Below are 19,851 nucleotides of genomic sequence, written 5' to 3' on the forward strand. Positions count from 1 at the left end.
CCCGCGAGCCAGTGACGCGGAGCGAGCACGCTCAGTGAAGCAAGCCGCCCGCGCCGCCCTCGCTGGAGCCCGAGCGCCCCTGGATGCGCGACACCGCCTCCTTGAAGCTCGCCATGTACCGGCGCAGCCGCGCGTCCATCTCCACCGAGGGGCTGTCGTAGCGCGCCAGGCACAGCGTCACCGCCCGGCCTCGCAGCGGCATCTCGCCCGGGAGCGTCGTCTCGCGTGCATCACCGAACACCAGCCAGTCCAGCCCCCACAGCGACTCCAGCAACTTGCCGAAGTGCTCCGCCATCTCCTCGCGCAGCGGCTCGGGCAGCCCGGGCACGTCCCCGTACTCCGCGCAGTCACGCAGGAAGCGCTCCACCACCTCGTCCTCCTCGGGACGCTCCGGCACCTCGTGCGAGAAGGAGAACGCCATCGCGCCCTCCAGCAGCCGCGCGAGCTCCTCCCCACGCGTCACCAGCGCCAGCCGCGGAGCCTCCTCCTGCCGTGCCGCCCCATCCAGGCGCAGGAATGTCTCCCCCGCCATCGTGTCGAGTCTCATCCTGATCGCCACGTTCCCCTCCGGAACCCGCGCCCCTCACAGTACAGGGGCTCGCGCCCCGACGGCAGGATCATCTCATCCACTCCCCACTCCCGCCCCGGGTCACTGTCCACGAAGGGAGCACCCGCTGTCTCTTTTCAGGACAGTCCTCGGGTGGGCCCATAACCCCTGGGACTCACTGCGCTTTTGACGGTTTCCAGCCTTCTCACCTCCTCACGGCGTGAGATTGACTGGTGCATCAATGCTCCACTTTCGCGGACGTGACGCGACGCGTCGTCCTGGGAATTCCAACGCGTGGGGTCTGGCGCGGGCCTTGCTCGGGTGCACGTGAGTCCGGAGGCGGCCCGACGCCCCCTGACTCCCCGAAACACCCGCTGCACCTCATACCCCCCATGCCCTGACCGGGGCCTCCCGGCAGGGACACAGGAGTCTCCATGAAGAAGCTCCACCCGCTCGTGCTGGCGCTCTGCGCTGGCACCCTCGGACTGGCCCCCGCCGCGCATGCTGGCGCGGCGAAGACCACCTATCCCGTGGTGTTCGCCCACGGCATGGCCGGCTTCGACAACATCCTCGGCTACGACTACTGGGGCGACGACTACGGCATGTTCGTCGGCGACACCTGCAGCCTCTTCGAGACGCCCTGCAACGAGGACATCGACAGCGGCCAGAAGAGCTTCGTGGGCCAGGTGCAGCCCTTCCAGACGTCCGAGGCGCGTGGCCTGGACCTGGCCAACGACATCGAGGGCTACATGGCCAGCACGGGCGCCACGCGCGTGAACCTCATCGGCCACTCGCAGGGCGGCCTGGACGCGCGCAAGGCGGCCAGGGAGCTCTACAACCGCAAGGGCTACACCGTGGTGTCCGTGCTCGTCAGCGTGTCCTCGCCCCACCGCGGCTCGCCGGTGGCCAAGTACATCCTGGACCTCAAGCCCGGCGTCTCCAGCGTCATCGCCGCCCTGGCGGAGATCTACGGTGACATCGTCTACGGCTCCGGCAACGACGGCTACGCCGCCGCCAAGCAGCTCGTCTACAACGACTACAGCTCCACCGACGGGGTGACGACCGGCGCCAAGGCCTTCAACGTCAACAACCCCATCGACTCGCGCTACGCCTCCCGCTACGTGTCCCTCATCACCGCGCAGAACGGCAGCAGCGTGAACCCCGCGCTCTACCTGGTGAGCGAGTTCTTCTACGACATCGACGGCGACGGCTACTGCACGGACGACTGCGACAACGACGGCGCCGCGGGCAAGGGCGACGGCTACGCCAACGAGTCCGATGACGACGGCCTGGTGGGCATCAACTCGCAGCAGATGGGCTACCGGCTGAAGTACTCCGAGTCCACCTTCGGCTTCGACTCCGTCACCAACGACGCCAACATCCCCTACCTGGGCAACATCAACGCGCCCACCTCGGCGCAGATGACCTCCACCTCGAGTGTCATCAACCAGGACCACCTGGACGTGGTGGGCGTGGGCCCGGACACCTTCGACGAGCCGGAGTTCTACGCCGCCATCTTCGACTACATCGCCACCTACGACTGACGCACGACTCCCCCCGGAGGACCCTCGTGCGCGCGAGGGTCTTCCGGGGCCGGCCTCCTCCCCGCTTCCGCCCCCTCCCCCACATGACGTCGCCCATGAACCGACGGAAGGCTCCCCTGCTGCTGGCAGCCGTGCTGCTCCTCGCCGGCTCCGCCCTGCTCGTCTTCAAGACGCATCCCGAGGAAGGCGCGTCACCGGAAACGGACCCGGCGCGCGCCTCCGCGGCGACGGCACCCGGCGCCCAGGCCCTCGCGGCCAGGAACCGGGGCCCCCCCGCCATCGCGGGCGACGCACTGGGGAGCGCCGCGGAGCCGCCGGGCGGGGACCTGGTCTCGTACCTGCGCTCGCGCTACGGCGCCCGCATCCACGACCCGCATACGCAGATGCGGATGCTGGAGCAGCTCATGCGCCACTTCCAGCAGCTCAACCCCACGGGCTGGGAGGCGGACCTGCTGGCCGTCATCAAGCTGGCCTTCCCCGAGCTGTATGACGAGCTGGCCCTGCGGCTGCGCCAGCGGCTCGACTACGAGAAGTGGATGAAGGAGCACCGCTCCGAGTTGCAGGACAAGCCCGCCGCCGAGCGCCGCGCCGCCGTCTGGGAGGAGCGCCACCAGCTCTTCGGCAAGGAGGTGGCGGAGAAGATCTGGGCCGCCGAGCTGCGCAACCAGGCCGTGGCCGACGCGCTCACCACCATCGACGCGCTCCCCAACGCCACCGTCCAGGACCGGATGGCGAAGTACAAGGAGAGCCTCGCCAAGGCCTACGGTGAGGGGACGCAGGCGTACATGCAGGCGCACCAGCAGGAGCTGATGAACCACTTCCTGGACCTGGGCTCGGTGCAGAAGGACCTCGGGGCGATGCCGCCCGACCAGCGCGCGCGGAGCCTGCGCTCCATCCGCGAGGAGATGGGTCTGGACGAGGAAGCGCTGAAGCGCTGGGACGCGCTCGACCAACAGCGCGACGCCCGCTGGGAGGTGGGCTCGCAGTACATGTCCGAGCGCGAGCTGCTGGCCCAGCAGCACTCGGGGCCCGAGCTGGAGTCGAGGCTCCAGGAGCTGCGCGCGCGCTACTTCTCCACCGACGCGGAGACCATCGCCCAGGAGGAGGAGAGCGGCTTCTTCCGCTACACCCGCCCCCGGCAGTGGGGCCGCAACTGAGAGGAGAGACCCTCCGGGCGCGGTTTTCACCAACTGGTCCGATGGTCGGACCAGTTCGCGTGAAGCGCGCCCGGCGAGCCGGGGTCGTGCGAGGCGCGGCTCAGCGCGCGGTGTAGCCGCCGTCCACGACGAGCTCGGCGCCGGTGACGTAGCGCGAGGCGTCCGAGGCCAGATAGAGGATGGCCTCGGCGATGTCCTCGGGCTCGCCCATGCGGCCCAGGGGCGAGGCGGCCTCGAGCTTCTTCCAGGCCTCGTCCTCGCTGCCCACCTGCTGGACGAAGCCATCCCACCAGTCCGCGTTGTGCCAGATGGGCGTGCGCACGCCTCCGGGGAAGACGCAGTTGACGCGGATGCCGTCCGGCGCGCACTCCATGGCCACCGCCTTGCTCAGCATGCGCACCCCACCCTTGCTGGCCGAGTACGCGCTGGTGCCCGGGCTGCCCACGAGCCCCGACACCGAGGCGACGTTGACGATGGAGCCGCCGCGCTGGCCCAGACGCATGGTGCGCACCGCGTACTTGGTGCCCAGGAAGGTGCTGTCCAGGTTCACCGCCATCTGCTCGCGCCACTCGGCCATGCTCATCTCCGCCACCGAGCGGGAGATGGCGATTCCGGCGTTGTTCACCAGCACGTCCAGCCGGCCGTAGATGTCGAGCGTGCGCGCCATCACCATCTGCCAGGTGACCTCGTCCGTCACGTCATGCACGGAGAAGAGGGCCTGGCCACCGGAGGCGCGGATCTCCTGCGCCACCTGCTCGCCCGAGGGAGAGATGTCGGTGACGACCACCCGCGCGCCCTCGTGGGCGAACAGCAGCGCGGTGGCACGACCAATACCCGATGCCGCCCCCGTCACGAGGGCCACCTTGTCCTTCAATCGAGTCATTGAGACGGTATGACCCTCCGCCACCAGCGGGGGAAACTGGGGTGGTGCCACCTTACCCGAGTTGCCGAGCTTTCTTTCCCTCGAAATGGAGCACCGGGCGATTGCACCCGGAGCGGAACGCGTGGGCTACCGGCTCCGAGAGCGGGTCCCCCGGCTCGGGCCGCGCCTTGCGGGGTCCTGCCTCGCGCCACCCCGCTGCGAGCTCCGCCCCTTCGTCTCGAGCACCGTGCGCGCCGCCGCGCTCCGAGGTGCCCGGCGCTCGCCGAGTGCCGGAGGGGTGCTCCGGGTCGTCCGGCGCGGCGTGGCGGCCTTCGTCGCCGCCTGCTCGGCCTGCTTCCGGCGATGGCGTGACGGCCCCACCTTCTCGCCCGTCTCCAGGTCCACCGATTCGCGCGCGATGAGCTTGTTGAAGTTGCTCCGGTGGCCGTGCGCATGCGCCGAGTACACGAGCGCCAGGTTGCTCTCCTCGAACTTCGCGAAGAACTCCTCCCAGGAGATGGGCTCCAGTGTCCCCCGTCCCCCATAGCCCGGGAAGTCGATCCGCAGGATGCCCGCCTGGCCCTCGCCCCCCGTTCCCGTCACCATCGACGGCCGTCCACAGCGAGCCTCCGCCCATTCGCGGATCTCGTCATGGTCGATCGTCACATGTGAGCTCTTCGTCGGCATGGTGCACCCCCTGTGCAGGACCGCCACGCCTGTCAGCGGCCTCTACCAGCAAGGGTGCACCTCGCCACCACCGGTAACCACCTCCGGACTCCGCGAGGAGCCCCCTTTTTCCACCACGTCCGGGACGTTGCCTCGCAGCCCGAGCGGAGGGCCTCACCTCACCGGAGGCTGACCCCCTGGCAGGGGAGGCGGCACGGACGCGGGAGCGGGAGCGGGCACGGGGGGCGTCTCCTGGACGGGCGGGGCCGCCAGACCCGAGGAGACCGCGGGCATGGGCGTGGCCTTGAGGATGCGCTCGAGCACTCCGCCGATGCCGGCGAAGTAGGAGATCTGGTGGACGCCGAAGCCCCACAGCAGGGCGATGAGCCGGTCGTTCATGCCGCCCCACGTCGGATTGTCCTGCCAGAGCACCTTGAGGCCCGCGACGGAGGCCACCGCCAGCATGAGGACCAGGATGATTCCGTCCGCGAAGCGGAGCCACTTCTCCAGCATCGCCAGGCCCTCGGCCGGAGCCCGTCCCTCGAGCTGCGGCAGGCGCAGCGACACGGAGTCCACCAGCCACTCGGGAATCAGACTCGGGCCCTGAAGCGGCTGCGCCTGGGCCGGCGCCGGTGCCGGCTGGGTGCCCCCCATCCTCAAGCCCGTGGACGAGACGGTCGAGGCCACGAAGTCCTTCCGGGCCTCGCCCAGCACGCGCAGGGACTCGGAGAGATTCCGCTCCCCGAGCAGCCTCAGGCTGCTCTCCGCCCCCGTCCGGGCGCGCTCCACCCGCTCCTTCTGCTGCGTCTGCCCCTCGCCCAGGGCCTGGAGCTGCTTGCCCGCCGCGTCGTACAGCGCCCGCCCGACGGTGCGCAGGTAGAACGACAGGCCATTCTCGTAGGCCCCCACCGCCGCCTCCGCCGAGGGCGCCAGCAGCTGCCGCAGCGGCGACAGCAGGAGCTCCACCTGCACCTTGAGCTCGCTCCACTCGGTCGCGGAGAGGAAACCCGGAGCCGGCCCCGCCAGCGACGCGCTCAGCTCGTCCGCGAGGAGCGAGGCCAGGGCGGCCCGCGCCTCATCGAACGCCGTGAAGGCCGCGCGCAGATCCTTCGTCACCAGGGCGCTCGCCTGCTCCAGCGACGGCTTCACCCGCTGCTCCAGCTTCCGGGTCGTCGCGGCGAAGGGGTCCCTCGTCGCCATCGTCGCGTTCAACTCCTTGTGGAACTCCTCGAGCCGCCCGGTGAGGTGCTGGCGCATCGCCGCCTCCATCTCCGAGGGGAGGCCCGCCAGCGTGGCCTCGGCCGTCTCCAGCTGGGCCCCGGTGGTACCCGGGTTGCGCAGCAGCCGCTCCACCTCCCCGAGCTTCGCCAGCGGTGCGCTCCGCAGGCTCTCCGGCTGCATCTCCTCGACGGAGCGCCGCAGCCGCAGCCAGTTGCGGGCACAGGACACCTTGCGCTCGAGCAGCTCCACCTGCTCGGCGGTGACGTTCACCGTGAAGGCCGACAGCCCCTGGGAGGCCACGGAGACGAGCTGCTGGAGGGCCTGGGCCAGCTCACGCCCGTGGGCATCCCCCTCGGTGGACGTCTTCATCGCCTCCAGCGCCTGGGCCAGTCCCAGCACGCGGTGCTGGAGCACCATCCGCGGGCGCTCCTTCGTCAGGTACACGCGGATGACGAAGGAGATGATGACTCCGAGCGCGATGAGCACGAGCGCGACCCAGGAGCTCTCCCGCAGGTAGAGCGTGAAGGTCTTCTCCACGGGCGGAGCATCCGCCGAGGCGATGCGCAGGGTGCCTTCGTACTGGCCCGCCCCGCTCAGCTCGGAGAGCACGAGCCGCAGCGGCTTCGTCTGCCGCCGGTCGAGCAGCAGCGAGGGCCCATCGCCCTGCGTGTCCCCGGCGCCCGCGAGCTCCACCCGGGCCGAGGTCTGGAACACGACGGGAGCCGAGCCACTCTTGAGGGTCAGCTTCGCCAACGTCGGGGGGTAGAGCTTGACGGGCCGGCCCTCCTTCTCACGCAGGACGAGGTCGACCACGGCCGAGCTGCGGTACTCGCGGACATCGGCGTCACCGCGCGCCACCACCTCGTCGAGCTCGACATTGAGCGCCGGCCGCGGGCGGGTGACCACGAGCTGCGTGGTGGCATGAGGGGCTCCGCCATAGACGAGCGTGAGCGTGGCCGTGTAGGTGCCCGGGGTGACGATGTCCGTCACGAGCCGGACGGCCTGGGACTTCATCGGCGCGAGGGAGAACTCCTCGAGCTCCTTGCTGCCATCCGCCGCCATGACCTGCACGGGGTAGGCCGTCACCCCCGACTCGTCCTTGAAGTCGGTGACGAGCAGCTGGGCCCTGTCGACCTGGACGTTGCCCGTCTCGTCGATGATGAGCTTGTGATCGAGCTGGGCGGAGTCGAGCTGCAGCCGGAGCGGCTGCTCGTCTAGCCCGCGGAAGACGAGCGTCCCGCCCTTGCCGGCCCCCTGCGCCCAGGTCTCCACCGAGAACAACAGCACCACCGCGGCGAAGAAGACTCCGAGAACTCGCGGCGCGCGCACCTTCGAACCATCACCCATTTGAAGCTCCACCTGCTGGACACCCGTACCGGGCGGCACGTCGATTCACCGGCAGTGTCCCGTGCCTGACGCGTCCCGGCAAGGCATGGCCTAGGCGGGAGGGAGCCGGGCCAGGTAGCGGGCGAGGTCCTCCGGTGTATTCACGCTCACCACCGAGCGTGCGCCCGCGTCCACGACGCGCAGTGCGGCCTCGGGGAGCGGCTTCGCCCGGCAGCGGGAGAGCAGGTGGCGCAGGGAGGGCTCCTCCGCGCGCAGCACCTCGCCCCAGGGGCCCGCCAGGCCGCGCCGGTACACCGCCAGCAACGGCTCCACCCGGCCCTCCACCGTGAAGCACACCGCGTCCACCTCGGGGCCCCGCTCGCCCAGCAGCACCCGCACCGCCGCATCCGCCACGAAGGGCATGTCACACGCCACCGCCAGCACCCACTCCGTCCTCGCGCCCACCAGCGCCGCCTGCACCCCTCCCGGAGCGCCCCGCCCGCGAACCACGTCCTCCACCGTCCGCACCCCGAAGCGCGCGTAGGGTCCCGGGTCGTTCGCCACCAGCAGCACGTCCCCGAACAGCCGCCCCAGGTCCAACAGCCTCGCCAGCACCGGCCGCCCCTCCACCTCCAGCAGGCCCTTGGCCACCCCGCCCAGCCGCTCGCCCCGTCCGCCAGCGATCACCGCCAGCGTCACGTCCGCGTACTCCGCCCCGCTTCGTTCCCTATCGCTCACGCCAGGACTCCTCGACCCCGGGTCTCCCCGTGCGCTACCCGCCGAGGGAGGCTACCTTCTGCCCCGGCTCCCGACGACGCCTCCTTCTATGTCCCTCATCCCACTCCCCCTGGCCCGGAAGGCCGCCCTCGACGCGCTCCAACCCGCGCCCCCCGAGTCCGTGCCCCTCCTGGAAGCCCTCGGCCGCTTCCTCGCCCGGGAGGTCGTCGCCTCGCGCTCGCTCCCCGGCTGCCCCGTGTCCGCCATGGATGGCTATGCCGTCCGCGCCGAGGAGACCTCCGGCTCCAACCGCGACCGCCCCGCGCGCCTGCGCGTCGTCGACGCCATCTACGCCGGCCACCTGCCCTCGCGCACCGTGCGGCCCGGCGAGGCCTCGCGCATCTTCACCGGCGCGCCGCTGCCCGAAGGCGCCAACGCTGTCGTCCGGCAGGAGGCCACCGTTGTCCCCGGTGAGGGCCTCGTCGACATCTGCGTCGCCGTCCCGCCCGGCAAGGACATCCGCCCCGTGGGCGAGGACCTCCTCGCCGGCACGCCCCTGCTGCGCGCCGGACAGCGCCTCGAGTCCTCCGTGCTCGGCCTGCTCGCCTCGCTGGGTGACACGCACGTCCTCGTGCGTCCGCCGCCGCGCGTCGCCGTGCTCGCCACCGGGGATGAGCTCGTCCCTCCTGGCACTCCCGCCCTCCCCCACCAGGTGTACGAGAGCAACCTCGTGCTCGTCGGCGCCATGGCCCGCGAGGCCGGGGCCCGTGTCGTCGCGCTCGAGCGCGCCCGAGATGAGGACCGGGAGCTGCGCGCGGCCCTGGAGCGGCTGGCCGGCGGCGCCGACGTGCTCGTCACCACAGGAGGCGCCTCGGTGGGAGACAAGGACCGGGTGAAGCGCGTGCTCGCCGGGATGGGCGCCACCTTCCTCGTGGATGGCGTGGCCATCAAACCCGGCAAGCCCGTGGCCGTGGCGAGGCTCGGCACCACCGCCGTCGTCGTGCTCCCTGGCACACCGGGCGCGGCCACCGTGGCCTTCGATCAGCTCGCCCGGCCGCTGCTGCTGCGGCACCAGGGCGTCACCGAGGAGCGCCAGCGCCTGCGCGTCCGACTCGATGACAGGCGGGACAAGCAGGCCGGGCTCACCTACCTCATCAGCGCCACCCTGGAGTTCCGTGAGGATGGACAGGTGTGGACCCGGCTGCGCCAGCAGGGCGGAGGGCACATGCTCCAGAACATCGGCGCCGAGGGCTACGCCGTCCTGCCTCCGGGCCGCGCCGACTTCGGCCCAGGCGACACGGTGGACTTCGAACGCTTCGACCACCCGCGCTACCTGCCCGTGGAGCCGTGATGCATCCACCCGCGCTCGCCATCGTCGGCTGGTCCGGCTCGGGGAAGACGACGCTCCTGGCGAGGCTCGTGCCCGAGCTGCGCCAGCGCGGCCTGCGCGTGGGCGTGGTGAAGCACTCGTCCCACTCGCACCCGCTCCACCCCGAGGGCAGTGACACCGAGCGCCACGCGGCCTCCGGAGCCGCGTTCGTCGCCTTTGCCACCCCCGCGGGAGTGCAGCTCACCTTTCCCGAGCCCGCGGAGCCCGTGCTGTCCCTGCTGGCGCGCTTCGCCGACAAGGTGGATCTGGTGCTCGTGGAGGGGTGGAAGCAGGGGCCGCTGCCCAAGCTCGAGGTGTGGCGAGAGGGGCTCGGGCCGCTGCTCGCGGCGGAGCGCCAGGACGTGCTCGCCGTGGTGGGCGACGCCCCCGTGCCCGAGGGAACGAAACGCTTCTCCCCGGATGCGGTGCAAGACATCGCGACCTTCATCCAGCAGTGCCTCCGAGACGGGAGCCTGCGAACAACGAATTGAACCCGTGCCCATCACCCCTCTCCCTCTGGGAGAGGGACAGGGTGAGGGTCTTCCCCCCCGTACCCGCGCGATGACCGAGGAAAAACGCCATCCCCCGCTCCCCGCTGGAGTCACCCGGCGCCCCGTGCTGCGCCACACTCCGGACGAGCCGCTCGCGGCCGCCGAGCCGGACACGGTGGCCATCGAGGAGCCATTGGACATCCGCATCAGCGGAGACACCGTGGCCGTGACCATGCGCACTCCGGGGGCGGACCGATTCCTCGTGGTGGGCTTCCTCTTCGCCGAGGGCCTCATCCACTGCGCCGAGGACCTCGGAGGCCTCGCCCACTGCGGCAGGCCCGGAGAGGAAGGCTACGGCAACACCGTCGAGGTGACGCCGGCGCCCGGACTGGTCATCGACCTGGAGAAGGTGGGCACGACGAAACGAGGCACGCTCACCACCGCGGCGTGCGGAGTCTGCGGCCGGCGCAGCGTGGACGACCTGATGGTCGCGTGCAGCCCCGTGCCGCCAGGCCCGGAGATTCCCGCTCCGGTGCTCGCCCGCGCCACCGAGCGCCTGCGCACCGTGCAGCCCAACTTCGCGCACACCGGCGGAGTGCATGCCGCGGCGGCGCTCGATGTGGAAGGCCAGGTGCTCGCGGCGTTCGAGGACGTGGGCCGCCACAACGCCGTGGACAAGGTCGTGGGGGCGATGGTGCTCGAACACGGGCTGCGCTCGGCGCGGGCCTCACGGCCGGCGGAAACGAGGCCCACCGTGCTCGTGGTCAGCGGCCGCGTCAGCTTCGAGATCATCCAGAAGGCCGCCATGGCGCGCTGCCCCGTGGTGGCCAGTGTGTCCGCGGCAAGCTCGCTCGCCATCGACCTGGCGGAGCGGGCGGGTATCACGCTGGCGACCTTCGTCCGTGATGGGCGATTCAATGTGTACAGTCACCCCGAGCGCATCCGCGCGGAGTGAGTTTGACGGAGAAGGACGCCAGCAGCCCTGCCCAGACCGGGGGCGCTCAGGCGAGCTCGGAGACCGAGGTCTTCGCGGACTGATTCACGGCGTAACGCATCTTGCTGTCCCCTCCGCGATAGATGACACGAGGGTCGGAAGGCAGCGTCGCGTCACCGGCGAATCCGGCCAGCGAGTCATGAACATAGTCATCGAAGAATCCGATGATCTTCTCGTCGCGCAACCCCTTGCCGTGGTCGAACTCGTCCTCGAAAGCCTCGAGTAGCGCTCGATAATGCGGGCGAAGCTTCCTGACCTTGGACAGGAGCTTGAGCATGCAGGCATCCGCCATGAGCTGGTCATCGTAGAGGCTCAGATTCTTCGCCAACGACCCATCCGAGCTCGGGATGGTGTCGTGGATGGACTTGACCGCGAGATACTCGTCCTTCTTCTGCTCCGCGAGCTTGAGGAACTCCGCCATGCTGTCGGCCTGGCTCTTGAGAAGCATCGCCGGACCCATACCGGGACCCGTGAACATTCCCGCCGCTGCCCGGTGTTTCATCTCCTCGCTCTTCAGCGCCTCCATGCGGGCGGCCTGCTGCTTCTTCTCCGCGGCCCAGCGAGGTTCGGAAGCGCGCAGCCTGCGCTCATCTTGCGTGAGGCGCCCAGCCAGACGCGCCTTCAGGTCACGGGCAATCTTGTAGAACCGCCATCGATAGTAGAGCTTCATGTGGGCCAGGACCTTGCGCCCCAACCCAGCGTCGCTCGCGCAGTCCACCGCCTTCATGTAGTGATTGAACCGAGCCAGGAGCGTCCCGAAGCGCTTCGAGCCGTCCGCGTCCAGCCCGAAGTCTTTCAGTTGTTGCTCCGTGCTGAATTTCTGGACCAGGGGGACTCCCGCCATGCTCGCCGTGTCATGCATCATCCTCAGCGGGATGAGGCTCAGCATCGAGCTTCGCGCTCCTTCGCCCTGGCGGTAGCCTCCGCCCACGTCCGAGTGGACTCCGGGAAGGACGATCTCGAAGCAGTTGTCCGGATAGAAGAATCCCTCAAGGACACTGGAGTGCGCCGATGGCCCCACCATTGTTCGCGCTCATCGCCATGCCGACCGAGGCCACGGTGTCGAACAGCCCCATGAAGTACACGCTGATGGGCTGGCCTCCCGGCATGAAGTGATAGACCCAATCCTTCTTCTTGCAGCGTGCGGCGATCCGCAACGCGAAGGCGCGTGCCAACGTGGCCCCGCGCGAGAAGCCGAACAGCGCAACATGGACGCGAACCTTGCTGTCCGCCTTCTTGACGTGCGTCTCCAGCCGTTTCATCGCCCACTGCAGACGCGCCTCGCCCCGTCCGCCGAAGCCAGGACCGATGATTCCCCCTCCGGGATCGCCGATCTCCTTGAAGAGCGTGCCGATGCCGGGGATGTAGATACGGAATATCCCGTTCGACGGGTCTTCTCGTTGATGCGCCAAGTACAACCGTGCCACATTGCTGTGCTCGTTGTTTCCCTGATCCGCATCCAGGTTGTTGCCGGTACCGTCAAAGAAGAAGGTGAGCCAGAGGTCCTGCGGACCCGTGGAGCGTGTGGCCCTGGAGGGGACATTGGCGTTCTCACCCGACACGACGGGCACAGACGCGGTCCCCTGGGTGGTCACGTCCGCGAGTTCCGCCGAGCGGCGCAGCGCCTCCTGAGACTGTTTCAGGGCTGGATGCTTCCGAGCCGCAAACTTTTTAGTAGCCATCCTGGCACCTCGCCGTCTGCTCATCCGCCACGTTGTTCCCCGACGCCTTGCGCTTACCGTCATCCACGCTTCGCAGTTTGAGCTTCACCTCTGGGTACTCCTCTGTGATTTCGCCCTCGATGCGTCCATCGGGAAAGAAGTGCACCGCGAGGTATTCGGGCGAGGCTGGCACGGGGTCCGTGATCAGCACCTCCTTCTCGCACCAGCGCCGCCGATCGCGCGTCCACCTGACCTTCACTTGCAGTGGCAGCTTGCTGCTCGGTGAGAAGCCGACACAGCACACGCTTCCTCCTCCACCGGAAGTCGGGGAACTGACATAGAGGTTTCCCCCACCCTGTCCGTTCACCGAGAAGCTGTCGATGTACAGATCGGTGTAGTTGAAGCCGATGAGCGTCAACGAGACCCTCTTGTCCAGTCGAGGTGTTTCGTTGATCTGCCCGGGAGTTCCGCCCGGCTTCGCTCCAGCGTTGGGTTCATTGGGTTGCTTACAGCCGCTCAGAACCAGCAGCAGCCCTCCCACCACCAACCCCACATGCGCCGCACGCGGTACCCATCGGGCTTGCTGACAGCCCGCGAACTCACTCCTCATGAACCCTCCGTTGCGGTGCAAAGGCGCTGACGCTGATTGGACCCCATCCCCCGTCCAGGGGCTTTTCACTAGCACTCGGGCTCCGGATGGCGTGTGAACCCGTTCACAGGGATGGGTAGACCCTCACCCCAGCCCTCTCCCAGAGGGAGAGGGGGCATACACGGAGTCAACCCGGGGGACTCGATACCCTCGGTTACGCGGCCTTCTCCATCGGCACCCGGCGGCCCGTTCTCTTCGCGATGACCTTCACCCCATTCTTCGGGCTCGTCATCGCCCCCGAGTTCGCCGCCTCGATTCTCTGCCCCGGCACCAGCTCGAAGGTGAACGTCCTCAACAGGTACGAGAGCACCACCTTGGCCTCGAACAGCGCCAGCTCCTTGCCGATGCACGTGCGGTAGCCGCCCCCGAACTCCACCATCGCATACGGCTGCTTGTGCTCCTCGCGCGGCGGCGCGAACCGGTCCGGGTCGTACCGCTCCGGCTCCTTGAACACGTCCGGTAACTGGTGCGACACCCGCGGCAGGTACATCACCTTCCAGCCCTTGGGCACCGTGTAGCCCCCCAGCTCGAACTCCTCCAGCACCCCGCGCCGCGCCAGGGACACCGGCGGGTAGAGCCGGTTGGCCTCGCGGATGGCCCGCTCCAGCACTGGCAGACTCTTCATCGACTCCGCCGTGATGGCACCGTCTCCCAGCACCTCCTCCTGCTCGGCCAGCACCCGCTTCAGGTACTCCGGATGCTGATGCAGCGTCGCCAGCGTCCACGACAGCGACAGCTTCGTCGTGTCATGCCCGGCGAACATCAGCATCAACACCTGCGCCATCACGTCCTTGTCCTCCAGCCCCGCCTCCAACAGCCGGCTGATGATGTCCTCGCGCGGGTGGGCTCGCCGGTCGGCGATCCAGCTCGCGGACAGCCGCCCCAGCTGGTCGCGGTAGCGCTGCATGTACGGCAGCCCCGCCGCCTGCAACGCCAGCCCCACCGGGCGGAACATCTTCTTGTAGATGTCGCGGAAGCGCGGGTAGTCCTCCCCCACCTGCACCCCGAGCAGGAATGCGCAGGCCACCCGGAACGTCAGCTCGCTCACCTCGCCGACGAAGTCGAACGGCTGGCCCTCCTTCCAAGTCCCCGTCTGCGAGCGCGCCAGCTCCACCATGGTGTCGCAGAAGGCCGCGATGTTCTGGTGCCGGAACGAGGACATCATCGGCGCGCGCCGGCGCCGGTGCTCCTCGCCATCCTGCAGGGCCATCGCCGTGGGGCCCATGACGCGCGAGCCCTCCGCGCCGTAGGCCGCTCCCCACGACAGGTGCGGCGTCTCGCGCTCCAGCACGAAGCGGTTGGCCTCGGGCCCGAGCAGCACCGCGAACGTGTTGAACGTGTCCCGCACCGCGAAGATACGGCCGTGCTGGCGGTACCCATCCAGGAAGAAGCCGAACGAGTCGGCTCCAATGCCATGAATGTAGGGGAAGTGGCCGATGACGGGCAGTTGTCTGCCCATGAGGGGGGGAAGCGGCATGGTTGCCCCGAGGCTACGAAGGGCGAGCCCTCCAGGTCCAGCCGCCCCCCGTGAATCCCCCGCCCGGGGACTCAGCCGCGCGAGAAGGCGTCGCTGACGATCTGCCGCGCCTCGTCCACGATGGCCTCCAGGTGCTTCGCGTCCCGGAAGCTCTCCGCGTAGATTTTGTAGACGTCCTCGGTGCCCGAGGGCCGCGCGGCGAACCAGCCGTTCTCCGCCACCACCTTGAGCCCGCCGATCTCCGCGTTGTTCCCAGGAGCGCGCGTGAGACGTTGGGTGATGGGCTCGCCCGCGAGCGTGGTGGCGCGCACCGCGTCGGGCGACAGCTTCTTGAGCGCCGACTTCTGCGCCGGAGTCGCCGCCTGGTCGATGCGCGTGTACAGCGGCGCGCCGAACTGCTTCGCCAGCTCCTGGTAGTGCACCCCCGGGTCCTTCCCCGTGCGCGCCAGGATTTCGACCGCCAGCAGGTCGAGGATGATGCCGTCCTTGTCGGTGGACCAGACGGTGCCATCACGGCGCAGGAACGAGGCGCCCGCGCTCTCCTCGCCACCGAAGCCGAGCGACCCCTCCAGCAGCCCGTCCACGAACCACTTGAAGCCCACGGGCACCTCGACCACGCGCAGGCCGATCGCCTTCGCCACGCGGTCGATCATGCTGCTGCTCACCAGCGTCTTGCCCACGGCCGTACCGGGCTTCCAGCCGGGGCGGTTCTGGAACAGGTAGTGGATGGCGACGGACAGGTAATGGTTGGGGTTCATCAGACCCACGCTGCGGGTGACGATGCCGTGCCGGTCCGAGTCCGTGTCGTTGCCGAAGGCGATGTCGTAGCGGTCCTTGAGCTCGACCAGGCCGGCCATGGCGTAGGGCGACGAGCAGTCCATGCGAATCTTGCCGTCGTGGTCCACGCGCATGAAGCGGAAGGTCGGGTCCACCGTCTTGTTCACCACCTGGATGGACAGGCCGTAGCGCGCGGCGATGGGCTCCCAGTAGGCGAGGTTCGAGCCGCCCAGGGGGTCGGCGCCGATGGACAGCTTCGCCCCGCGCATGGCCTCCAGGTCCACCACGTTGCCGAGGTCCTCGACGTACGGGGTGATGAAGTCATGGGTCTTCACGTGGGAGGCGGTGCGAGCCTTCTCGTAGGGCATGCGCTGGACGCCCGCGTTGCCCGCGCCGAGCAACTCATTGGCGCGCTTCTCTATCCACGACGTGATGCCCGTGTCGGCGGGGCCGCCGTTGGGCGGGTTGTACTTGATGCCACCGTCCTCGGGCGGGTTGTGCGAGGGCGTGATGACGATGCCATCGGCCAGCCCCTGCGTGCGGCCGCGGTTGTAGATGAGGATGGCGTGCGAGATGACGGGGGTGGGCGTGGCCCCGTCGGTGAAGCGCACCTGCACACCGTTGGCGGCGAGCACCTCGAGCGCCGAGCGCTGGGCGGGCTCGGACAGCGCATGCGTGTCCATGCCGAGGAAGAGCGGGCCGTCGATGCCTTCCTTCTTGCGGTACTCGCACGTGGCCTGCGTCACCGCGAGGATGTGCGCCTCGTTGAAGCTGCGGCGTGCGGCGGAGCCCCGGTGTCCGGAGGTACCGAAGGCCACGCGCTGCTCGGGTTCGCGCACGTCCGGGCGCTCCGAGTAGTACTGCGAGCGCAGCGTGTCGGGGTGGATGAGGATGGAATCGGGAGGGGGCTTGCCAGCAAGAGGATGGGGCACGCGGCGAATCTAACGCCGCGCGCCCCCTCGTGAATGCTCCCGTTTTCGAGGATGTGTCTCCTCGTTTACGCCCCTCGGGTGCTACTGCTTGGGAGCGACATCATCGGAGGGGAACTTGTCGCCCCCGAGCTCCTGGTCCTGCTGGAAGCGGGAGTCGTCCTCCTCGTAGCCGGAGCCACCGGTGCCGCCCGTGGTGCCAGTGCCGCTCTTGCTCTTGTCCTTGGACTTCTGGCCCTGGGTGCCCGTGTCAGGGGTCGTGCCCGTGCCCGTTCCACCGGTTCCGGCGCCACCCGCGCCGCTGTCCGGGACGAGCACGTCCTCGTTGTCATCCTGGGTCATGTCATCGCCCAGACCCGTATCACCGGTGCCACCGGTGCCCTGGTTCTCGGGGTTCAGGGTGCCCGAACCTCCGAGATTGTCATCGGGGGTGATACCCGAGCCACCGAGGTCGTCCCCGGTCGTGCCCCCCATGTCGGAGTCGATGTCACCGGCGCCACCCGTGCCCCCCGGGTTGGTGCTGCCGGGCGTGGTGCCGCCCTGATTGGTGGTGTCGTCGGTGGTGGTGCCGGTGGTGCCCGTCGTCGACTCGGTGGGCTCCGTGCGCTCGGCGGCCTTGTCCGACTTGCACGCGGTGCCGAAGGCCATCGCGCCAGCGATGAGACCCGCCAGAATCAGCTTCGTCCGGTTCATGAGTGTGTCTCCCTTTCTCGAGTGATAAGGACCGTGACTGCTTTGAGGACTGCCGTTGCTGGCCGGGAACGTGTTCAGCAGGGTTCCACTCGGCAGGGAGCGCTGCTCTGGCTGGCTGCTCTTCGAGGTGGCCTCACGAGGGTGGTTGCCTGACCTCGGGTGTCGCTTCGACGTCAAACCATCCGCCCGAACCCGACGCGGCTCCCGAGCACTTTCCTCGAAAATTTCCTACACACCTGTTATTTCGTGTATTCACGCTTTTCACAGGAATGCTTCCTCCGCCCGCCGCCATCACCGTGGATGATTCGCTCTGGCCCCTGGTCGTCATCCGGTGCATGGGCTCGCCGTGCATGGAGGACTTCGAGGCGCACCTGGAGAGGCGGATGGCGTGCCTCGAGAGAGGGGCCCACCTGCTGTTCGTGGATGGGATGAACAGTGGAATGCTGCCGCTGCCACACCGCCAGAGGCAGCTCGAGTGGATGGCGCAGAACGAGGAGCTCCGGCGCGACAGGATGCTCGGAGTGGTCTACGCGCTCGACTCGGCCCTCACGAGGCTGACGCTCAGCATCGTGATGCACCAGAACCGGCCGAGCTACCCGTACATCGTCTTCAACCGCCTGGACCATGCGGCGGCGTGGGTGGCCTGCAAGTTGGAGGACCTGGGCCATCCCGAGGTGGCCAGGCGCGTCCAGCATCGCTTCGGGCTGGCTCACGCACAGGCCGAGGCCGGGTGAGTGCCTGGACATGAGAAGAACCCACCTGGTGTTGCTACGCGTCATCGTGGCATTGAGCCTCGTCCTACCCACCTCATGCGCAACCACCCGAAAGGGAGTGCCCGACGGCACACGCCCGCGAGTGGCACCGAAAAGAGTGGACGTCAGCGAGCTGCCCGGAGGCCAGCTGAAGCTGTTCTTCGGACCGGAGGCACGAGACCCGGCCCTGGAAGTGCTCGAAGTGGCGAAGGCCCGCGCGTTGCTCGCGGCCTTTCATGAGTCCCTCCCACCAGCGGCAGCGGCGAAGCCCCGATTCCAACTCCTCCTGGCATCGACCGCCGAGGGCAAGACGGAGCGCACGCCCGCCGAGTGGGAGCGACAGATGAGGGAGGAGTACCTCTCGCGGTACGGCCCGCCCCGGATTCCCCTACCGGACTCGTTGGAGGAGAGCCCCCTCGTCCTGGCATTGAAGCTCTCCCCTCGCTACATGGGCGCGGGCGCCCGCGAGGCGGCCCGGGAGTTGTTCAGCTCGCCCGCCTTCCTGGCCGGTGTGGCCCTCTCGGTGGCCCTGTATTTCTCGGCATGGCTGCTGCCCGAGCCCATCTTCTCCAAGGCCTTCGCGGCGGCATTGACGGTACGGCTGGCACTGGCGGTGGGAGTGCTGGAGCTCGGCCGGGTGGCATGGACCTGCCTCCAGCTCTACCAGGAAGCCGCTGCGGCGAGGACGGCGGCGGAGTTGGAGGCAGCCGCGGAGCGCTTTGGCAAGGCGATGGGTGGGACGGCGCTGCGCGTGCTGGTGCTGGTAGCGAGCATGGGGCTGGGCAAGGGGCTGCCCCAGGTGCCCAAGGGGGGCATCTGGAGTCTGCTGGGGCTGGAGTCACCCCGGTAACGCCATGGCTGGCGGGCTGACGATGGGGAGCTCGACGACGGTCCACATCGTGGCGGATGGCACCCTGGTCGTGACCGGTGCGGCGGTGGGGACGGCGGCCGCGGCCCTCGGAAGCGCGTGCACCGATGGCACCGAGAAAAAAGAGGGATACCAGTGGCACCACCTCGCCACCGACAAGAACGACACCTCGACCCTCCACGGTGGACCCTGGACGCCCTTGTTCAAGATTCTCTTCGCGCAGGCGGGAATGGACCTGGACGCAGTGGAGAACCTCGTCTACCTCCACGGCCACATCGGCCCCCACCCGGAGGAGTACCACAGGGAGGTCTACCGGAGGCTCAAGGCCGCTCTCGAGGACTGTCAAACCCCGATGCAATGCCGACGCCTGCTGGTGGCGGAGCTCGAGAGGATCGCGCGCGAGATTTGTACTCCCGGGTCCCTGCTGCACCGGCTGGCCACGAAGAACTAGGGTGGAGCCGAGGGTGAGAGCATGAGCAGGTTCTTTGACCTGGTGGACGACAGGAGCACCCGCCCGCGATGGCACCTGGGACTCATCCAGGACGAGCAGGGACGGCAGCTCAACCCCTGGCAATTCGAGAAGGGGAAGAGGCTCGACCTGGGCTGCGTGCCCCACTTTCCCCTCCAGCTCGCGGGCCCGCCCCTGGACTTCACCTGGGCCGGCCTCAGCATCCCCGTGGTTCACGGCCGCTTCGTCCAGGTCTTCGAGCAGTTGGGCCTCCTACAGGAAGTGCAGTTCATCCCCGCCCGGGTGGAGGGACACCCGGGGCCCTACTTCATCCTCAACGCACTGCGCATCATCCCCTGCATCGACGACGCCCGGTGCGAGGAGGTGCAGTACTGGAAGCCCGAGGACGGCCGTCCGGACAAGGTGGGCGAGTACCGGGCCGTCCATGGCCTGAAGGTGGACCCCGCCCGAGTAGGTGGAGCCCAAATCTTCCGTCCCTGGGGATGGCGTGTGGCCCTCATCGTCTCCGAGGAGCTGAAGGCGGCCCTGGAGCGCGAGGGACTCACCGGCGCGCGGTTCATCGAGGCCTGAGAGTTCAGTCCTCAACACGTTCCCCCGGCTTCCACCCCGTCCGGACGCGCCCGCGCCGGATTCCCGGGGGGATTCGTTCAAAACCGCGCCTTTCCCGGAACGCTCCCTATAC

The 19,851-nt window shown here is 68.8% G+C and carries 18 protein-coding genes and 1 pseudogene; 8 read left to right on the forward strand and 11 right to left on the reverse strand.

Annotation, left to right across the window (positions count from 1 at the left end; translation table 11 throughout):
- Window positions 1–31: 31 nt before the first annotated feature.
- Window positions 32–547: a hypothetical protein gene (locus NR810_RS45875; RefSeq protein ID WP_257462008.1), complete on the reverse strand. Its 516-nt coding sequence runs from the start codon at window positions 545–547 to the stop codon at window positions 32–34.
- A gap of 434 nt (window positions 548–981) precedes the next feature.
- Between NR810_RS45875 and NR810_RS45880 the strand changes: the two genes are divergently transcribed.
- Window positions 982–2,091 (forward strand): esterase/lipase family protein, encoded by a 1,110-nt coding sequence (locus tag NR810_RS45880; protein WP_257462010.1) that lies wholly within the window; start codon window positions 982–984, stop codon window positions 2,089–2,091.
- 95 nt (window positions 2,092–2,186) lie between these two features.
- Window positions 2,187–3,248 carry a hypothetical protein gene (locus tag NR810_RS45885; protein WP_257462012.1) on the forward strand — a complete coding sequence of 354 codons (1,062 nt, stop codon included), beginning with the start codon at window positions 2,187–2,189 and terminating at the stop codon, window positions 3,246–3,248.
- 100 nt (window positions 3,249–3,348) lie between these two features.
- On the opposite strand, the gene NR810_RS45890 is transcribed toward NR810_RS45885, so the two are convergent.
- The 4 genes from NR810_RS45890 to mobA all read right to left on the reverse strand — a co-directional run bounded on the left by NR810_RS45890 (window position 3,349) and on the right by mobA (window position 8,061).
- Window positions 3,349–4,131, reverse strand: coding sequence for an SDR family NAD(P)-dependent oxidoreductase (locus NR810_RS45890; RefSeq protein WP_257462014.1), 783 nt, complete (start codon window positions 4,129–4,131; stop codon window positions 3,349–3,351).
- 126 nt (window positions 4,132–4,257) lie between these two features.
- Window positions 4,258–4,797 carry a hypothetical protein gene (locus NR810_RS45895; protein ID WP_257462016.1) on the reverse strand — a complete coding sequence of 180 codons (540 nt, stop codon included), beginning with the start codon at window positions 4,795–4,797 and terminating at the stop codon, window positions 4,258–4,260.
- Window positions 4,798–4,950: 153 nt separating this feature from the next.
- Complete coding sequence (locus tag NR810_RS45900) at window positions 4,951–7,344, reverse strand: hypothetical protein (RefSeq protein ID WP_257462017.1); 2,394 nt, start codon at window positions 7,342–7,344, stop codon at window positions 4,951–4,953.
- 90 nt (window positions 7,345–7,434) lie between these two features.
- Complete coding sequence (gene mobA, locus NR810_RS45905) at window positions 7,435–8,061, reverse strand: molybdenum cofactor guanylyltransferase (RefSeq protein ID WP_257462018.1); 627 nt, start codon at window positions 8,059–8,061, stop codon at window positions 7,435–7,437.
- Window positions 8,062–8,149: 88 nt separating this feature from the next.
- Between mobA and NR810_RS45910 the strand changes: the two genes are divergently transcribed.
- The 3 genes from NR810_RS45910 to fdhD all read left to right on the forward strand — a co-directional run bounded on the left by NR810_RS45910 (window position 8,150) and on the right by fdhD (window position 10,855).
- The gene (locus NR810_RS45910; protein ID WP_257462019.1) at window positions 8,150–9,391 is read left to right on the forward strand and encodes a molybdopterin molybdotransferase MoeA; all 1,242 of its coding nucleotides are present in this window, start codon (window positions 8,150–8,152) and stop codon (window positions 9,389–9,391) included.
- Complete coding sequence (mobB, locus tag NR810_RS45915; protein ID WP_257462020.1) at window positions 9,391–9,900, forward strand: molybdopterin-guanine dinucleotide biosynthesis protein B; 510 nt, start codon at window positions 9,391–9,393, stop codon at window positions 9,898–9,900. The genes NR810_RS45910 and mobB overlap by 1 nt, the downstream gene beginning before the upstream one ends.
- Before the next feature lie 70 nt (window positions 9,901–9,970).
- Entirely contained in the window at window positions 9,971–10,855 is an 885-nt protein-coding gene (gene fdhD / locus NR810_RS45920) for a formate dehydrogenase accessory sulfurtransferase FdhD (protein ID WP_306819067.1), read from the forward strand.
- Window positions 10,856–10,901: 46 nt separating this feature from the next.
- On the opposite strand, the gene NR810_RS45925 is transcribed toward fdhD, so the two are convergent.
- The 6 genes from NR810_RS45925 to NR810_RS45950 all read right to left on the reverse strand — a co-directional run bounded on the left by NR810_RS45925 (window position 10,902) and on the right by NR810_RS45950 (window position 17,080).
- Window positions 10,902–11,918 carry a DUF2235 domain-containing protein gene (locus NR810_RS45925; RefSeq protein ID WP_257462023.1) on the reverse strand — a complete coding sequence of 339 codons (1,017 nt, stop codon included), beginning with the start codon at window positions 11,916–11,918 and terminating at the stop codon, window positions 10,902–10,904.
- Complete coding sequence (locus tag NR810_RS45930; RefSeq protein WP_257462025.1) at window positions 11,884–12,576, reverse strand: T6SS phospholipase effector Tle1-like catalytic domain-containing protein; 693 nt, start codon at window positions 12,574–12,576, stop codon at window positions 11,884–11,886. Before NR810_RS45930 ends, NR810_RS45925 begins: the two co-directional genes overlap by 35 nt.
- Window positions 12,566–13,165 carry a DUF3304 domain-containing protein gene (locus tag NR810_RS45935; protein ID WP_257462026.1) on the reverse strand — a complete coding sequence of 200 codons (600 nt, stop codon included), beginning with the start codon at window positions 13,163–13,165 and terminating at the stop codon, window positions 12,566–12,568. Before NR810_RS45935 ends, NR810_RS45930 begins: the two co-directional genes overlap by 11 nt.
- A gap of 193 nt (window positions 13,166–13,358) precedes the next feature.
- On the reverse strand, window positions 13,359–14,681 hold the full coding sequence (locus NR810_RS45940) for a cytochrome P450 (protein WP_257462027.1): 1,323 nt from the start codon (window positions 14,679–14,681) through the stop codon (window positions 13,359–13,361).
- Window positions 14,682–14,752: 71 nt separating this feature from the next.
- Window positions 14,753–16,390, reverse strand: coding sequence for a phosphoglucomutase (alpha-D-glucose-1,6-bisphosphate-dependent) (pgm, locus tag NR810_RS45945; RefSeq protein ID WP_257462028.1), 1,638 nt, complete (start codon window positions 16,388–16,390; stop codon window positions 14,753–14,755).
- Window positions 16,391–16,471: 81 nt separating this feature from the next.
- Window positions 16,472–17,080, reverse strand: a complete 609-nt coding sequence (locus tag NR810_RS45950) for a hypothetical protein (protein WP_257462030.1) — start codon at window positions 17,078–17,080, stop codon at window positions 16,472–16,474.
- A 269-nt stretch (window positions 17,081–17,349) separates the two neighbouring features.
- Between NR810_RS45950 and NR810_RS45955 the strand changes: the two genes are divergently transcribed.
- The 3 genes and pseudogenes from NR810_RS45955 (at window position 17,350) to NR810_RS45970 (ending at window position 19,739) form a co-directional block, all read left to right on the forward strand.
- Complete coding sequence (locus NR810_RS45955; protein ID WP_257462031.1) at window positions 17,350–17,814, forward strand: hypothetical protein; 465 nt, start codon at window positions 17,350–17,352, stop codon at window positions 17,812–17,814.
- Between the two features lie 10 nt (window positions 17,815–17,824).
- Window positions 17,825–19,151: pseudogene (locus tag NR810_RS53085) on the forward strand (AHH domain-containing protein).
- 21 nt (window positions 19,152–19,172) lie between these two features.
- Window positions 19,173–19,739, forward strand: a complete 567-nt coding sequence (locus NR810_RS45970) for an imm11 family protein (RefSeq protein ID WP_257462034.1) — start codon at window positions 19,173–19,175, stop codon at window positions 19,737–19,739.
- Window positions 19,740–19,851 lie beyond the last annotated feature (112 nt).

Source organism: Archangium lipolyticum (genome assembly GCF_024623785.1).
GTDB classification, from domain to species: Bacteria; Myxococcota; Myxococcia; order Myxococcales; family Myxococcaceae; genus Archangium; species Archangium lipolyticum.

Excerpts from the sequence above, each read along its gene's own strand:
- NR810_RS45885 (WP_257462012.1), top strand. The coding sequence starts at position 2,187 with ATGAACCGACGGAAGGCTCCCCTGCTGCTGGCAGCCGTGCTGCTCCTC.
- NR810_RS45955 (WP_257462031.1), top strand. The coding sequence starts at position 17,350 with ATGCTTCCTCCGCCCGCCGCCATCACCGTGGATGATTCGCTCTGGCCC.
- NR810_RS45970 (WP_257462034.1), top strand. The coding sequence starts at position 19,173 with ATGAGCAGGTTCTTTGACCTGGTGGACGACAGGAGCACCCGCCCGCGA.
- NR810_RS45930 (WP_257462025.1), bottom strand. The coding sequence starts at position 12,576 with ATGGCTACTAAAAAGTTTGCGGCTCGGAAGCATCCAGCCCTGAAACAG.
- NR810_RS45875 (WP_257462008.1), bottom strand. The coding sequence starts at position 547 with ATGAGACTCGACACGATGGCGGGGGAGACATTCCTGCGCCTGGATGGG.
- fdhD (WP_306819067.1), top strand. The coding sequence starts at position 9,971 with ATGACCGAGGAAAAACGCCATCCCCCGCTCCCCGCTGGAGTCACCCGG.
- NR810_RS45890 (WP_257462014.1), bottom strand. The coding sequence starts at position 4,131 with ATGACTCGATTGAAGGACAAGGTGGCCCTCGTGACGGGGGCGGCATCG.
- mobB (WP_257462020.1), top strand. The coding sequence starts at position 9,391 with ATGCATCCACCCGCGCTCGCCATCGTCGGCTGGTCCGGCTCGGGGAAG.
- NR810_RS45895 (WP_257462016.1), bottom strand. The coding sequence starts at position 4,797 with ATGCCGACGAAGAGCTCACATGTGACGATCGACCATGACGAGATCCGC.
- NR810_RS45940 (WP_257462027.1), bottom strand. The coding sequence starts at position 14,681 with ATGCCGCTTCCCCCCCTCATGGGCAGACAACTGCCCGTCATCGGCCAC.
- NR810_RS45935 (WP_257462026.1), bottom strand. The coding sequence starts at position 13,165 with ATGAGGAGTGAGTTCGCGGGCTGTCAGCAAGCCCGATGGGTACCGCGT.
- NR810_RS45900 (WP_257462017.1), bottom strand. The coding sequence starts at position 7,344 with ATGGGTGATGGTTCGAAGGTGCGCGCGCCGCGAGTTCTCGGAGTCTTC.
- NR810_RS45880 (WP_257462010.1), top strand. The coding sequence starts at position 982 with ATGAAGAAGCTCCACCCGCTCGTGCTGGCGCTCTGCGCTGGCACCCTC.
- NR810_RS45925 (WP_257462023.1), bottom strand. The coding sequence starts at position 11,918 with ATGGTGGGGCCATCGGCGCACTCCAGTGTCCTTGAGGGATTCTTCTAT.
- NR810_RS45910 (WP_257462019.1), top strand. The coding sequence starts at position 8,150 with ATGTCCCTCATCCCACTCCCCCTGGCCCGGAAGGCCGCCCTCGACGCG.
- NR810_RS45950 (WP_257462030.1), bottom strand. The coding sequence starts at position 17,080 with ATGAACCGGACGAAGCTGATTCTGGCGGGTCTCATCGCTGGCGCGATG.